General features: G+C 50.9%; 14 protein-coding genes. 13 read left to right on the plus strand and 1 reads right to left on the minus strand.

Annotation, left to right across the window (positions count from 1 at the left end; translation table 11 throughout):
- The first annotated feature begins 194 nt into the window (after nt 1-194).
- From ACSZO4_RS20530 to otsA, 6 genes are all read left to right on the plus strand, one after another.
- Entirely contained in the window at nt 195-752 is a 558-nt protein-coding gene (locus tag ACSZO4_RS20530; RefSeq protein WP_437890933.1) for a DJ-1/PfpI family protein, read from the plus strand.
- 317 nt (nt 753-1,069) lie between these two features.
- Nucleotides 1,070-2,059, plus strand: coding sequence for an arabinose ABC transporter substrate-binding protein (locus tag ACSZO4_RS20535; RefSeq protein ID WP_437890934.1), 990 nt, complete (start codon nt 1,070-1,072; stop codon nt 2,057-2,059).
- A 75-nt stretch (nt 2,060-2,134) separates the two neighbouring features.
- Nucleotides 2,135-3,649: an L-arabinose ABC transporter ATP-binding protein AraG gene (gene araG / locus ACSZO4_RS20540; RefSeq protein ID WP_437890935.1), complete on the plus strand. Its 1,515-nt coding sequence runs from the start codon at nt 2,135-2,137 to the stop codon at nt 3,647-3,649.
- Nucleotides 3,650-3,663: 14 nt separating this feature from the next.
- Nucleotides 3,664-4,644, plus strand: coding sequence for an L-arabinose ABC transporter permease AraH (gene araH, locus ACSZO4_RS20545; protein ID WP_437890945.1), 981 nt, complete (start codon nt 3,664-3,666; stop codon nt 4,642-4,644).
- A 172-nt stretch (nt 4,645-4,816) separates the two neighbouring features.
- Nucleotides 4,817-5,620 (plus strand): trehalose-phosphatase, encoded by an 804-nt coding sequence (gene otsB, locus ACSZO4_RS20550; RefSeq protein ID WP_437890936.1) that lies wholly within the window; start codon nt 4,817-4,819, stop codon nt 5,618-5,620.
- Nucleotides 5,595-7,019: an alpha,alpha-trehalose-phosphate synthase gene (otsA, locus tag ACSZO4_RS20555; RefSeq protein WP_437890937.1), complete on the plus strand. Its 1,425-nt coding sequence runs from the start codon at nt 5,595-5,597 to the stop codon at nt 7,017-7,019. The genes otsB and otsA overlap by 26 nt, the downstream gene beginning before the upstream one ends.
- 25 nt (nt 7,020-7,044) lie before the next feature.
- Here otsA and uspC read toward each other — a convergent pair whose 3' ends face one another.
- Complete coding sequence (gene uspC / locus ACSZO4_RS20560; protein WP_437890938.1) at nt 7,045-7,473, minus strand: universal stress protein UspC; 429 nt, start codon at nt 7,471-7,473, stop codon at nt 7,045-7,047.
- A 775-nt stretch (nt 7,474-8,248) separates the two neighbouring features.
- On the opposite strand from uspC, the gene flhD reads away from it, so the two are divergent.
- The 7 genes from flhD (at nt 8,249) to ACSZO4_RS20595 (ending at nt 14,696) form a co-directional block, all read left to right on the plus strand.
- Nucleotides 8,249-8,602 carry a flagellar transcriptional regulator FlhD gene (gene flhD, locus ACSZO4_RS20565; RefSeq protein ID WP_437890939.1) on the plus strand — a complete coding sequence of 118 codons (354 nt, stop codon included), beginning with the start codon at nt 8,249-8,251 and terminating at the stop codon, nt 8,600-8,602.
- Nucleotides 8,599-9,183, plus strand: a complete 585-nt coding sequence (gene flhC / locus ACSZO4_RS20570) for a flagellar transcriptional regulator FlhC (RefSeq protein ID WP_437890946.1) — start codon at nt 8,599-8,601, stop codon at nt 9,181-9,183. The genes flhD and flhC overlap by 4 nt, the downstream gene beginning before the upstream one ends.
- 129 nt (nt 9,184-9,312) lie before the next feature.
- Nucleotides 9,313-10,200, plus strand: coding sequence for a flagellar motor stator protein MotA (motA, locus tag ACSZO4_RS20575; protein WP_437890940.1), 888 nt, complete (start codon nt 9,313-9,315; stop codon nt 10,198-10,200).
- On the plus strand, nt 10,197-11,150 hold the full coding sequence (motB, locus tag ACSZO4_RS20580; RefSeq protein WP_437890941.1) for a flagellar motor protein MotB: 954 nt from the start codon (nt 10,197-10,199) through the stop codon (nt 11,148-11,150). The genes motA and motB overlap by 4 nt, the downstream gene beginning before the upstream one ends.
- Before the next feature lie 4 nt (nt 11,151-11,154).
- On the plus strand, nt 11,155-13,203 hold the full coding sequence (gene cheA, locus ACSZO4_RS20585; RefSeq protein WP_437890942.1) for a chemotaxis protein CheA: 2,049 nt from the start codon (nt 11,155-11,157) through the stop codon (nt 13,201-13,203).
- Nucleotides 13,204-13,223: 20 nt separating this feature from the next.
- Nucleotides 13,224-13,727: a chemotaxis protein CheW gene (gene cheW, locus ACSZO4_RS20590; protein ID WP_437890943.1), complete on the plus strand. Its 504-nt coding sequence runs from the start codon at nt 13,224-13,226 to the stop codon at nt 13,725-13,727.
- 402 nt (nt 13,728-14,129) lie between these two features.
- Nucleotides 14,130-14,696: a Csu type fimbrial protein gene (locus ACSZO4_RS20595; RefSeq protein WP_437890944.1), complete on the plus strand. Its 567-nt coding sequence runs from the start codon at nt 14,130-14,132 to the stop codon at nt 14,694-14,696.
- The last annotated feature ends 367 nt before the right edge of the window (nt 14,697-15,063 follow it).

The raw sequence follows: 15,063 nt of genomic DNA on the forward strand, positions 1-15,063 counted from the left end.
TGGGCGGCTCATGGTTTGTCGGCGCCTTTGAGGCGCTCACCCTAAAGCCTCCGGCTCTGCCGGAGGATACTTACTGCAGCAGACAAGGTGATAAACGGGCGAAGTAAAGCGGGTAATGTGAGCCATTTACTGTTTTGAAACGATGTTTTGATTAAAAATAAAAATATCTTTTAATACAGGTAAGGAACGAAAGGATGAAAAAAGTGGCGGTGTTATTAGCGCCCGGTTTCGAAGAAGCTGAAGCCATTATTACGATTGATATTTTGCGTCGTTTGAATATTGAGGTGGAGACCCTGGCATGTGCAGAATCGCGCGCGGTTGTCAGCTATCACAACATCCCTATGGTGGCGGACCATACGCTGTCCGATCGTGGCAGTCACCTCTATGATGCGGTGGTGTTGCCTGGCGGCCCGCAAGGCAGCGTTAACCTTGCCGCCAGTGGCGACGTGGTTGCCTTTATTAAAGCGCATGACGCGCAGAATAAATTGATCTGCCCAATCTGCTCGGCGGCCGCCCGTGTGCTGGGAGGAAATGGCCTGCTGAACGGGCGCCGTTACGTCTGCTCCGGCGATCTGTGGCAAGGCGTCAGCGGCGGTGAATATGTTGATGCGCCGGTAGTTGAAGATGGCAATTTGCTGAGCGGTAAAGGACTGGGGCACGCTTTTGACTTCGCCTTCGCACTTTCAGCCCGTCTTCTGGGCGATGAAGCGCCGGTTCGTGACCACGCGGAGCATATCTATTACCGCTGGTAATCTCTTCCCCCGGGTATGCCTGGTGCCCGGGGACAAGGATAACATGGCTGATGCCATGGATTAATCTGCTAACCCCCTCCAGAATTGTCTGACAAATACGCCTTTTTTTATGTCTAAAACCGCTGAATTTATGTACGTAATTACTGTAATTCTGCGGTGTGATATTGCTCTCCTATGGAGAATCAATTTCCCGCTAAAACTACTGCCAGCACTGGTGTCCTGCGCAGTGTGGACTCTAATACCTTGTTTTATTAACTTTTAAACCAACCGGTAGTTATTTTCCCCTACATAAAAGAATGTCAAAGCTGGAGATAACCATGCACAAATTCACTAAAGCGTTGGCAGCCATTGGTCTGGCCGCCGTTATGTCACAATCCGCTATCGCTGAATCGATGAAACTGGGCTTTTTGGTCAAACAGCCGGAAGAACCCTGGTTCCAGACAGAGTGGAAGTTCGCTGATAAGGCAGGCAAAGATTTGGGCTTTGAGGTGATCAAAATTGCCGTTCCCGACGGTGAAAAAACCCTGAATGCGATCGACAGCCTGGCGGCCAGTGGCGCGAAAGGCTTTGTCATTTGTACTCCGGATCCAAAACTGGGTGCGGCGATTGTCGCCAAAGCGCGCGGTTATGACATGAAAGTCATTGCCGTGGATGACCAGTTTGTGAACGCCAAAGGCGAACCTATGACCTCCGTTCCTCTGGTGATGATGGCGGCCAGTGAAATTGGCGCCCGTCAGGGACAGGAACTGTATAAAGAGATGCAAAAACGCGGCTGGGATGTAAAAGACACCGCCGTGATGGCTATCACCGCTAATGAGCTGGATACCGCCCGTCGTCGCACGACAGGTTCCATGGATGCGCTGAAGGCAGCGGGCTTCCCGGAAAAACAAATTTACCAGGTTCCCACCAAATCGAACGATATCCCTGGCGCATTTGATGCCGGTAACTCACTGCTGGTTCAGCACCCTGAAGTTAAACACTGGCTGGTGGTCGGTATGAACGACAGCACGGTATTAGGCGGCGTGCGTGCTACGGAAGGGCAGGGCTTTAAGGCGGCAAATGTTATCGGCGTGGGTATTAATGGCGTGGATGCGGTGAGTGAACTCTCCAAAACCCAGGCTACCGGTTTCTATGGTTCTCTGTTGCCAAGCCCGGATGTGCACGGGTACAAAACCAGCGAACTGCTCTACAAGTGGGTGACCAAAGGCGTTGAGCCACCGAAATTTACTGCGGTTACCGATGTGGTGCTGATCACCCGCGATAACTTCAAAGAAGAGCTGGCAAAAAAAGGTCTTGGCGTGAAGTAACTCTCTAAAAACAGCCCCCTCTGTTTTCGAATGGGGGGGGCAAAGAGACATTAGACACTGATTTACGGAGACGTTATGCAAGACTCAACTCCTTATCTCTCTTTTCGCGGTATTGGTAAGACGTTCCCCGGCGTTACTGCCCTGAGCGACATCAGCTTTGACTGCCATGCCGGGCAGGTTCATGCGCTGATGGGGGAAAACGGTGCAGGTAAATCAACCCTGCTAAAAGTCCTCAGCGGAAATTACGCGCCCACCACCGGGACGCTTGCCATTAAAGGGCAGGAAGTGAGCTTTAGCGACACCACCGCGGCCCTGAACGCCGGGGTGGCGATTATTTACCAGGAATTGCACCTGGTGCCGGAAATGACGGTTGCGGAGAATATCTACCTCGGCCAGTTGCCGCACAAAAACGGTTTTGTTAACCGCTCATTGCTGAATTACGAGGCCGGGTTACAGCTCCAGCATCTCGGTCTGGATATCGATCCGCAAACGCCGCTTAAATATCTCTCTATTGGCCAGTGGCAGATGGTGGAGATAGCCAAAGCTCTGGCGCGCAATGCCAAAATCATTGCCTTTGATGAACCGACCAGCTCGCTGTCAGCCCGTGAAATCGAAAACCTGTTCAGGGTTATTCGTGAGTTGCGCAATGAAGGACGCGTCATCCTGTATGTCTCCCACCGTATGGAAGAGATCTTTGCCCTGAGCGATGCGATAACCGTCTTTAAAGATGGCCGCTATGTGCGCACATTCTCTGATATGCAGCAGGTCAATCATGATCTGCTGGTCCAGGCGATGGTCGGCAGGGAACTGGGTGATATTTACGGCTGGAAACTTCGTGACTACGGCGAAGAGCGTCTGCGCCTGGAGCAGGTAAAAGCGCCGGGAGTGCGTACCCCGATCAGCCTGACGGTGCGCAGCGGTGAAATTGTCGGCTTGTTTGGTCTGGTCGGCGCCGGACGCAGTGAATTAATGAAAGGCCTGTTTGGCGGTACCCGTATCACCGAAGGCCAGGTTTTTATCGACAAGCAGCAGGTCAATATTCAAAAACCCGCCCATGCCATCAGCGCCGGCATGATGCTCTGCCCGGAAGACCGAAAAGCTGACGGCATTATTCCGGTGCACTCGGTACGGGAAAATATCAACATCAGTGCCCGGCGTAAATACATTCGGGCGGGATGCTTAATTAATGACAGCTGGGAAGTGGAAAATGCGCAGCATCATATCGATGCCCTGAACATCAAAACTCCCGGTGCTGACCAGTTGATCATGAATCTTTCCGGGGGCAATCAGCAGAAAGCCATTCTGGGGCGCTGGCTCTCCGAAGAGATGAAAGTGATTTTGCTTGATGAGCCGACCCGCGGCATTGACGTCGGGGCGAAGCATGAAATCTATAACGTTATTTACGCGCTGGCAGCCCGTGGCGTCGCGGTGTTGTTTGCCTCCAGTGACCTGCCGGAAGTCCTTGGCGTTGCCGATCGCATCGTGGTGATGCGTGAAGGCGAAATTGCCGGAGAACTGCTTCATGGTCAGGCTGATGAACAGCGAGCATTAAGCCTCGCAATGCCCAAAGTTAGCCAGGCTGTCGCCTGAGCGAGGAGAATATGATGTCATCTTTAACGTCTTCCGGCGCATCAAAGTCGCCATTTTCATTCGGGCGCATTTGGGATCAGTTCGGCATGCTGGTGGTTTTTGCCGTGCTGTTTATCGGTTGTGCTTTCTTCGTACCCAATTTTGCCACCTTTATTAACATGAAGGGGCTGGGGCTGGCGATTTCGATGTCCGGCATGGTGGCCTGCGGCATGCTGTTCTGCCTGGCCTCTGGCGACTTCGACCTCTCGGTGGCCTCGGTGATTGCCTGTGCCGGTGTGACGACCGCCGTGGTGATTAACCTTAGTGAAAGTTTATGGATTGGTGTTTTTGCGGGCCTGATGCTGGGCGTGGTCAGCGGTTTTATCAATGGCTTCGTGATTGCGCGTCTTAAGATCAACGCCCTGATAACCACTCTTGCCACCATGCAAATCGTCCGCGGTCTGGCCTATATCATTTCCGACGGTAAAGCGGTGGGGATTGAAGACGAGAGCTTCTTTACCCTCGGCTATGCCAACTGGTTAGGCTTACCCGCGCCGATCTGGCTGACGGTTGTCTGCCTGATTGTGTTCGGTTTTCTGCTCAACAGAACCACTTTTGGCCGTAATACCCTGGCGATTGGCGGCAATGAAGAAGCCGCTCGTCTGGCCGGTGTGCCGGTGGTCCGGACCAAAATAATCATCTTTGTGCTTTCAGGTCTGGTCTCGGCGGCGGCAGGTATCATCCTTGCCTCGCGTATGACCAGCGGTCAGCCGATGACCTCTATTGGTTATGAGCTGATTGTTATCTCAGCATGCGTGCTGGGCGGCGTGTCCCTGAAGGGCGGGATTGGCAAGATTTCTTACGTGGTGGCCGGGATCCTGATTCTGGGGACCGTTGAGAACGCCATGAACCTGCTGAATATCTCGCCGTTCGCTCAGTATGTCGTCCGTGGTTTAATCTTGCTTGCGGCCGTTATTTTTGACCGTTACAAACAGAAAGCTAAACGCACCGTCTGAAATCCGCGCCCCAATCTTTAAGTTTAGTTATCAAACCCACCGACCGTTAATTCGGGCGGTGGGTTTCGCATAAAATGGCGAGCGGCGTCACACTGTCTATACTTACATAGCTAATGATAATGAAAGGCTATCGCAAGAGACCTTTCACTCACATTGTAAGGAGGAGACCAGGGTGGCTGACTTGTTATCTGTACCGCCTGTATTTTCCGGGAATTTTGCCTTTTTTTTCGACCTCGATGGAACCCTCGCAGACATCAAACCGCAACCGGATCAGGTTTTTGTCCCCCCGGACGTTCTCGAACGTCTCAAGCGGCTTGCAACTTTGTGCGACGGTGCGCTGGCGTTGATTTCAGGGCGTTCGATGGCTGAGCTGGACGAGCTTGCCAGTCCGCATCATTTCCCGTTAGCGGGAGTGCATGGGGCAGAGCGCCGTGACATCAACGGTGAAACCCACCGGGTGACGTTGCCCAAAGATTTGGTGCAGTCCCTTGAGCACGAGCTCAACGCGAAAATGGCGCAACTGGACGGTACGCAACTGGAAGCAAAAGGCATGGCCTTTGCGTTGCATTATCGCCAGGTGCCTCAGCATGAAAAGGCGATCCTGGCGCTGGGCAGCGGGATTGTGGCGCGCTATCCGCTGCTCGAAATGCAGCCGGGTAAATGCGTCATTGAGATTAAACCCTCAGGGATTAACAAAGGGGCTGCCATCGCGGCATTTTTACGGGAGCCGCCTTTTTTTGCTAAAACGCCGGTCTTCGTGGGGGATGACCTGACCGATGAGCATGGGTTCGATGTGGTTAACCAGGCGCAGGGAGTATCAGTAAAAGTCGGGGCAGGGCAAACTCAGGCCCAATACCGGCTGGGAAGCGTACATGACGTCTATCAGTGGCTAAAACGTCTTACCGATCATCAACAACAAGAAAAGGCGCGAACAAACAGGAGAGATGGCTATGAGTCGCTTAGTCGTAGTATCTAATCGAATTGCACCGCCTGATGAAAAGAAATCCAGTGCGGGTGGACTGGCTGTGGGGATCCTCGGCGCGCTCAAAGCGACCGGTGGATTATGGTTCGGCTGGAGCGGTGAAACCGGCGATGAGGACGCGCCGCTAAAAAAGGTATCCCGGGGTAACATCAGCTGGGCATCCTTTAATTTAAGTGAGGAAAATTACGAGCAATACTATTCACAATTTTCCAATGCCGTACTCTGGCCGGCGTTTCACTATCGTCTTGATCTGGTGAATTATCAGCGGGATGCCTGGGAAGGTTATCAAAGGGTCAATGCCTTGCTGGCCGATAAACTGCTGCCTTTACTCCAGCAGGATGACATCCTGTGGGTACATGATTATCACCTGCTTCCCTTTGCCAGCGAGTTACGCCGCCGGGGGATAAATAATCGCATCGGCTTCTTCCTGCACATTCCTTTTCCGACGCCGGAAATCTTTAACGCACTGCCGCCGCATGCCGAGCTGCTGGAAGCACTGTGTGACTATGATCTGGTTGGATTCCAGACGGAAAGTGACCGACTGGCCTTTCTCGACTCCATCTCCGTGCAGACCCGGGTGACAACGCGAGGGGGTAAAAACCATACCGCGTGGGGCAAAAACTTCCGCACCGAGGTCTACCCGATTGGTATTGAGCCGGAAGAGATTGCGCAGCAGGCATCAGGCCCGATGCCGCCCAAACTGGCACAGCTTAAAAACGAGCTTAAGAATGTGAAGAACATTTTTTCCGTAGAGCGGCTGGATTACTCCAAAGGGCTGCCGGAACGTTTTCTGGCCTATGAAGCCTTACTGGAGAAATACCCCCGCCATCACGGTAAAATTCGTTATACCCAGATAGCCCCAACCTCCAGAGGAGAGGTGCAGGCTTATCAGGATATCCGCCATCAACTGGAAACTGAAGCCGGTCGAATCAATGGCAAATACGGTCAGCTAGGCTGGACCCCGCTTTATTATCTGAATCAACATTTTGACCGCAAGGTATTGATGAAGGTGTTCCGCTATGCCGAAGTCGGGCTGGTGACGCCGCTGCGTGACGGGATGAACCTGGTGGCCAAGGAGTATGTGGCCGCACAGGATCCTGCCAATCCGGGGGTTCTGGTGCTGTCGCAATTTGCCGGCGCGGCTAATGAGTTGACGTCGGCACTCATCGTAAATCCTTATGACCGCGATGATGTGGCCATGGCACTCAACAGGGCGCTGACCATGCCTCTGGCTGAGCGTATATCGCGCCATGCGGAGATGATGGCGGTGATTAAGGATAATGATATCCATCACTGGCAGGCGAGGTTTATCGACGATTTAAAGAACATCACGCCACGTAGTGCCCGGAGCAATCTACAAAACAAAGTGGCGGCCTTCCCCAAACTGGCGTAAAGCCTGTGCACTCGCGGGAGTCGCGTTATGGCTCCCTGAGTGGAACCAGCAGGACATCCACACCGCTGCTGCCAATAATTGATTTCGCAGAGCAGGTTGCGCGAGAAAGAAACCCCTGATTGTGATTACCGTAAATCACCAGGTCGACACCCTGCGTCCGGCACGTGTGCTGAACGTGCTCGCTAAGCTCTCCACAGGCGATAATGGTCTGTTCAACCGGGTAGTCTGCCCGCATCACCAGCTCACTCATAAACTGTTGCACTTCTTCCTGAAGCACGTCGCGGACGCTCTCCATCATCGGCGCGGCAAAATGATTATACATTTCGGGATCGGACATTAGGGTGATAAGACTCAGGCGGGCCTGAAACGGACGTGCTATTGACACCGCTTTGGCCAACAGCTTATGGCTTTCAGGTGACACCGAAACAGCAACCAACAGGTGAGCGTAGCCCATGCCTGGCTCCTTATTCTTAGGTTCACTTAACAGCTTTGTGTGCTTTACGCCAATGGTACAACCTCTGAAAATGACATTCATGTGAAGAATATCATAAATATTCATTAATTATTCTTACCGAATGAGCAGACTAATCTTTCTTCATCTTAACTGATATTAGTCACTTATCTAAAACTCACAGAATTTAAAGTTGAACTGAGAAATTATTAATCGTGATGATTAACGACATTTGTATTATCGCAATCTGCAATTAGTTAGCGGAGTTGATCACATAATAGGCTGTTTTCTATAATATTTTATTATCGATTCTTTTTTAGAAACAGATAAGGATTTGCTAATCCCGGCAAAAGCAAGACATCAGACCAGTATCTTTAGATTGCGCAAGTTTTTTGCATGACTATTCGCACAAAAGGAATAGAAAAGACGTTTAATAGAACAAAAAGTGTTCGAATATGAAGAGGGACTGATAGATTTCTTGCGAATAATCGATTAAATTATGTGACGTGGATTACATAATTTTCAAAATTTCTCCACGGTCACATTGTATGTATCAGCACCTACGAGTAAAGTTGCGTCGAATTAGGAAAAGTCTTAGTTCTTTGTAAGAAATGATTAAGAGTGTGGCAAGGCGCTAACATTAAAGCGACGCCTTTCTCACCAGATCCTAAGTTAGATATGCATTTAGCCTTTCTTTTTTTACCGGGTTTTTCCCGGCGACATCACGGGGTGCGGTTAATCCGCATAAGACACAAGTTGGTTATTCGGGATGGGAAAAATGCATACATCCGAGTTGCTGAAACACATTTATGACATCAATTTGTCATACTTGCTCCTTGCTCAGCGTCTGATCAGTCAGGACAAGCCTTCAGCTATGTTTCGCTTAGGCATCAATGAAGAAATGGCCAACACGATGGGAGAATTAACGCTTCCGCAAATGGTTAAGCTGGCTGAAACCAATCAGGTTATCTGCCAGTTCCGCTTCGATAATCATCAGACCATCACGCGTCTGACTCAGGAATCCCGTGTGGACGATCTGCAGCAAATCCATACCGGCATTCTGTTGTCTACTCGTCTGCTTTCCGAATCCAGTCAAAATGGCGATGCTGCCGCCCGGAAGAAAAGGGCATAATCATGAGCGAAAAAAGCATTGTTCAGGAAGCCCGTGACATTCAGCTCGCTATGGAATTAATTTCTCTGGGTGCGCGTTTGCAGATGCTGGAGAGTGAGACCCAACTTAGCCGTGGTCGTCTCATTAAACTCTACAAAGAGTTGCGTGGCAGCCCGCCGCCGAAAGGCATGCTGCCATTCTCCACTGACTGGTTTATGACGTGGGAGCAAAACATTCACGCGTCCATGTTCTGTAATGCCTGGCAGTATCTACTGAAAACCGGGCTTTGTAGTGGTGTGGATGCCGTCATCAAAGCTTATCGGCTCTATCTCGAACAGTGCTCTCAACCAGAGGAAGGCCCACTTTTGGCCCTGACGCGTGCCTGGACACTGGTGCGTTTTGTGGAAAGTGGAATGCTGGAGTTGTCGCACTGTAATTGCTGCAACGGTAATTTTATTACCCATGCACATCAGCCAGTTGGCAGTTTTGCCTGCAGTTTATGCCAACCGCCATCCCGAGCGGTAAAAAGACGTAAACTTTCCCGTGATGCTGCCGATATAATTCCACAACTGCTGGATGAACAGATCGATCAGGCTGTTTGACCGAATCAGGTGTGAAAAACTCCAGCAGCGGTGAAGTTTACCGCTGCTTTTTTTTTGCCTGGCTGTCGCGAAAACCAAACCCTGAAAGCTGTTTACCCTTGCCATAGTCATTAGCGGAAGGATGATGTCGTGCTTATCGTATTAGGTTACATAGTGGTTGTTGGTGCTGTCTTAGGCGGTTATATGATGACCGGCGGGCACCTTGGCGCACTTTATCAACCGTCGGAGCTTATCATCATCGGCGGTGCGGGTATTGGTGCATTCATCGTGGGCAATAACGGCAAAGCTATCAAGGGCACCATCAAAGCGTTGCCGATACTTTTCCGTCGCTCCAAATACACCAAAAGTATGTATATGGACTTGCTGGCGCTGCTGTATCGCCTGATGGCGAAATCTCGCCAGCAAGGGATGTTCTCTCTGGAAAGAGACATTGAGAATCCGAAAGAGAGTGAAATCTTCGCCAGCTATCCACGTATTCTGGCTGATCAAACGATGCTGGAATTTATCGTGGATTATCTGCGGCTTATCATCAGCGGAAACATGAATACCTTCGAAATCGAAGCCCTGATGGACGAAGAGATCGAAACCCATGAAAGTGAAGCTGAAGTCCCGGCAAACGCGCTGGCAGCGGTAGGGGATTCACTGCCTGCTTTTGGTATCGTTGCGGCGGTAATGGGCGTGGTTCACGCACTGGCCTCCGCGGATCGTCCGGCAGCGGAACTGGGGGCGTTGATTGCTCACGCGATGGTAGGGACTTTCCTGGGTATTTTGCTGGCTTATGGGTTTATCTCGCCGCTGGCCAGTGTGTTACGCCAGAAGAGTGCGGAAACCACCAAGATGATGCAGTGCGTGAAGATCACACTGCTGTCCAACCTGAACGGCTATGCGCCGCCGATCGCGGTTGAATTTGGGCGTAAGACCCTGTACTCCACCGAACGTCCATCGTTTGTCGAACTTGATGAGCATGTGCGTGCGGTAAGAAACCCGAACCAACAGACAACGACTGAGGACGCATGAAAAATCAGTCCCATCCTATCGTCGTCGTAAGACGCAAAAAACATAAAGTTCATGGCGGTGGAGCGCACGGCTCCTGGAAGATTGCCTATGCCGACTTTATGACGGCGATGATGGCGTTTTTCCTGGTGATGTGGCTGATCTCCATCTCCAGCCCGAAAGAGCTTATCCAGATTGCCGAATATTTCCGTACGCCGCTGGCGACGGCGGTGACCGGAGGCCAGCGCATAGCAAACAGCGACAGCCCGATCCCGGGCGGTGGCGATGACTTTACCCAGCAGACGGGTGAAGTGAAGAAACAGCCGAATATCGAAGAGTTGAGAAAACGCATGGAGCAAAACCGGCTGAGTAAATTACGTGGTGAACTGGATCAACTGATTGAGGCCGACCCTAAGCTGCGGGCGCTGCGTCCGCATCTGAAGATTGACCTCGTTCAGGAAGGGTTACGCATTCAGATTATCGACAGCCAGAACCGCCCAATGTTTAAAACCGGCAGTGCGGAAGTTGAGCCCTATATGCGCGACATCCTGCGGGCTATTGCGCCAATACTGAATGAAATACCGAACAAAATTAGCATTTCCGGACACACCGATGACTATCCCTACGCCAACGGTGAGAAAGGATACAGCAACTGGGAACTCTCTGCGGATCGTGCAAACGCATCGCGGCGGGAACTGGTTACCGGGGGACTCGACGATGGGAAAATGCTGCGGGTGATCGGCATGGCAGCGACAATGCGTCTCGCTGCTCGCGGAGCAAACGAAGCAATCAACCGGCGTATCAGCCTTTTGGTGCTAAACAAACAAGCAGAAGAAGCCATTCTGCATGAAAACGCCGAAAGCCAGAATGTGCCAATAAGCGTCATTAGACAGCCGGAGGCAGGGGCAGCGACAACGCCAGCATCTGCGCCTGCGGCAGCAGTTACCACATCGCCACAACCCGACTCGAGGTGATAGCGTGAGCATGGATATTAGCGATTTTTATCAGACGTTCTTCGATGAAGCTGACGAGTTGTTGGCGGATATGGAACAGCACCTGCTGGATTTGGTGCCCGAAGCTCCAGATTCCGAACAACTCAATGCCATCTTTCGTGCAGCTCACTCCATAAAAGGAGGTGCTGGCACGTTTGGCTTCACCATTTTGCAGGAAACCACGCACTTGATGGAAAACCTGCTTGATGAAGCTCGCCGCGGAGAGATGCAGCTCAATACCGACATTATCAACCTGTTTTTGGAAACCAAAGATATTATGCAGGAACAGCTCGACGCCTATAAAAGCTCCACCGAGCCTGATGCCGCCAGCTTTGAATATATCTGTAACGCGCTACGTCAGTTAGCGCTGGAAGCCAAAGGTGAAGTTGTACCGGCCGCAACCAGTGGAGCGAAATTGTCGGTCGTGGATACGGCCTCTCTTGATGCTGTCACCACGGCTAACACTGACCAACCCGACGGAAAACTGCGTATTGTCCTGTCGCGCCTGAAAGAGGCTGAGGTCAATCTGCTCGAGGAAGAGCTGGGTAATCTGACAACCCTCAGCGATGTGGTCAAAGGGACTGATACCCTTAGCGCTACTCTCGACGGCGGTGTCGGTCAGGACGATATCATCGCAGTACTCTGCTTTGTGATTGAGCCCGATCAGATTGCCTTTGAGACCGCCACGGCCTCTGCGCAAACTGAAGCCGTTGAAGATGTGGTTGCCGCCGAACCGGCACCTGTCGCTGCGGTAGAGGCGGCTCCAGCGGCGGCCCAACCGCCAGCGCTGAAAGCCGTGCCGAAAGAGCAACCGGCAGGGCGTGCTGAAAAACCGGCGCGCGCCAGCGAATCAACCAGTATTCGTGTCGCGGTCGAAAAAGTAGACCAACTGATTAACCTCGTGGGTGAACTGGTTATTACTCAGTCAATGCTGGCCCAGCGTTCAAATGAACTGGATCCGGTCAACCACGGTGATTTGATAACCAGCATGACCCAGCTGCAGCGCAACGCACGCGATCTGCAGGAATCGGTGATGTCCATCCGTATGATGCCGATGGAATACGTCTTCAGCCGCTTCCCGCGTCTGGTTCGCGACTTGGCCAGCAAACTGGATAAGCAGGTTGAACTGACGCAGATCGGCAGTTCAACTGAACTGGATAAGAGCCTGATCGAACGTATTATCGATCCGTTAACGCACCTGGTGCGTAACAGCCTCGACCATGGGATTGAGACCCCGGAAAAACGCGTGGAAGCGGGTAAATCTCCGGTAGGGAATCTGACCCTCTCGGCGGAACATCAGGGCGGGAATATCTGCATTGAAGTGACCGATGACGGTGCGGGTCTGAACCGCGACCGTATTCTTGCCAAGGCGATTTCGCAAGGCATGTCGGTTCACGAAAACATGTCTGATGAAGATGTGGGGATGCTGATTTTCGCCCCTGGCTTCTCTACCGCTGAACAGGTTACTGACGTTTCAGGCCGTGGCGTGGGCATGGACGTGGTAAAACGTAACATCCAGGAAATGGGTGGTCACGTTGAGATTAAATCTAAGCAAGGTCAGGGCACGACGATTCGTATTCTGCTGCCGTTGACCCTCGCGATCCTTGACGGTATGTCCGTCAAAGTGAATGACGAAGTCTTTATTCTTCCGCTGAATGCCGTGATGGAATCACTGCAACCGCGTGATGAAGACCTCCATCCGCTGGCCGGTGGTGAGCGCGTACTTGAGGTGCGTGGCGAATATCTGCCGCTGGTGGAATTGTGGAAAGTATTTGATGTGTCCGGTGCGAAAACCGAAGCTACGCAGGGGATTGTCGTGATCCTGCAAAGCGCAGGTCGTCGCTACGCGCTGCTGGTGGATCAGCTGATCGGTCAACATCAGGTTGTGGTGAAAAACCTTGAAAGCAATTATCGCAAAGTGCCGGGTATTTCTGCGGCAACCATCCTTGGTGATGGTAGCGTTGCGCTGATTGTCGATGTTTCGGCATTGCAGGGATTAAACCGCGAACACCGTATGGCGCACACAGCCGCCTGATTGAGTAAAAAGGTAAAAACATGACCGGTATGAGTAATGTAGCAAAACTGGCGGGCGAGCCATCAGGTCAGGAGTTCCTGGTGTTTACCCTGGGCAATGAAGAATATGGTATCGATATTCTGAAAGTTCAGGAAATTCGGGGTTATGATCAGGTCACCCGTATTGCCAATACACCTGACTTTATCAAAGGCGTGACCAATCTTCGCGGTGTGATAGTGCCCATCGTCGATCTGCGCGTGAAGTTCAGCCAGAGCGAAGTTGAGTACAATGACAACACCGTCGTTATCGTGCTGAACTTCGGTCAGCGCGTGGTCGGTATCGTCGTTGATGGCGTATCTGATGTGCTGTCGCTGGCTTCCGATCAAATTCGTCCGGCGCCGGAATTCGCCGTTACCCTGTCTACCGAATACCTGACAGGTCTGGGTGCGCTTGGCGATCGTATGCTGATTCTGGTGAACATTGAGAAGCTGCTGAACAGCGACGAGATGGCTCTGCTGGATATCGCAGCGACTCAGGTCGCTTAAGACAAAAAGCTCTTCTGCCGCCCGGCAGAAGAGCTTTGCTGTTTCGGTGTGTCCTGTTTCTCATCGCTGCTCTGACTTTTGTACTCCCTTCATTTTACTCCCACATTAAAGCGTTTCTGTGCCTCGTTAATATATTTAAGGGCATGTAAAGAATGTTTTCTTCATGCTTAACTTGTTATATGATTCATTAGTCGTACTAAAGTGAATAAAACCACTTTATGACTTAAGTTAAACTTCAGTGCTGATTATTACAATGCACTGATTTCATTAAATATATTAAGTCAGCAAACTCATCTTTATTAAAGTTTAAAGAATGACGTCATGTCGGGCAGCTATGGAAATGCGATTCTTTTAATTTATATACAGATTTATTAATAAGTTGCGTTATTCCGGAACTGCGAAATGAATAAATATCATATTGCCCTGGGTTGTATCGCCGCTTTCTCGTTACCCGGTGCAGAGGCGGCAACCAGCAGCGGTACTATTGGCGTAAGCCTGACGCTCACCAACGGCTGTTTAATTAATGGCTCAGCAAGCCAGAATGGCCTCTCTTTTGGTTCACTGGATTTTGGGGCCAGCCCGATCACCTTTTCTCAGCTGAGTACGCAATTATCCTCTGGTGGAAACGGCGGCAATACCTTTGGCGTACAGTGCACAAACAGCAGCTATAGTGTCGTAGTCACTGGCAACAGCAACACGGTTGCCCCCGCAACAGCCGTCGGTTTGCCAGGCAATACGGCCCGCTACTTACGCAATGCCGGCAATAGCAGTCAGGGCGTCGCGTACAGTATTTACAGCGATGGCGGCTTCAGTAGCGAGATCGCCAATAATTCGCCCTTGTCGCGGGCATCCACTGCGGATGGCGTCGATTATTACACCTTATATGGTCGTATCAGAAGTGGCGGAAATAGCCTTGCGGTCGCTCCTGGTGTTTATACGGATACCATTAATGTCAGCGTTATTTATTAATTAATAATATCCGGATGTATTATTAATGATTATTAGAGTGACTCTGTTTTATTTAAACCGACGCCTTGTCGGTTTTTTTATGCACGCAAACCAGGTTTTGAACAGTTAATGACGGCTGAAATTAAATGGCCAATACTCTCAGTGTTACTTAACTTTTATCATTTAATTGCTGCTTAATAGTTGTTTAAATTTAATAAACTTAATTTTTTGCGCAATAATATATATTGTGATGAATATCACAATATGATTGATATTTTTGTCGTGGGCAATCGTTATCTTTATGAAGTGAATTATTAATTAAGTCCGGTAAACCCCCGGCTTTGCCGGGGGACTCCGAAAGGTTTGACCTTTAAGTCAGTCGCGCGAA

Source organism: Phytobacter sp. V91 (genome assembly GCF_965644225.1).
GTDB lineage: Bacteria > Pseudomonadota > Gammaproteobacteria > Enterobacterales > Enterobacteriaceae > CBFFRJ01.

Coding starts and splice junctions, on each gene's coding strand:
- ACSZO4_RS20535 (WP_437890934.1), top strand. CDS start 1,070: ATGCACAAATTCACTAAAGCGTTGGCAGCCATTGGTCTGGCCGCCGTT.
- cheW (WP_437890943.1), top strand. CDS start 13,224: ATGACCGGTATGAGTAATGTAGCAAAACTGGCGGGCGAGCCATCAGGT.
- flhD (WP_437890939.1), top strand. CDS start 8,249: ATGCATACATCCGAGTTGCTGAAACACATTTATGACATCAATTTGTCA.
- araH (WP_437890945.1), top strand. CDS start 3,664: ATGTCATCTTTAACGTCTTCCGGCGCATCAAAGTCGCCATTTTCATTC.
- motB (WP_437890941.1), top strand. CDS start 10,197: ATGAAAAATCAGTCCCATCCTATCGTCGTCGTAAGACGCAAAAAACAT.
- otsA (WP_437890937.1), top strand. CDS start 5,595: ATGAGTCGCTTAGTCGTAGTATCTAATCGAATTGCACCGCCTGATGAA.
- araG (WP_437890935.1), top strand. CDS start 2,135: ATGCAAGACTCAACTCCTTATCTCTCTTTTCGCGGTATTGGTAAGACG.
- ACSZO4_RS20530 (WP_437890933.1), top strand. CDS start 195: ATGAAAAAAGTGGCGGTGTTATTAGCGCCCGGTTTCGAAGAAGCTGAA.
- uspC (WP_437890938.1), bottom strand. CDS start 7,473: ATGGGCTACGCTCACCTGTTGGTTGCTGTTTCGGTGTCACCTGAAAGC.
- ACSZO4_RS20595 (WP_437890944.1), top strand. CDS start 14,130: ATGAATAAATATCATATTGCCCTGGGTTGTATCGCCGCTTTCTCGTTA.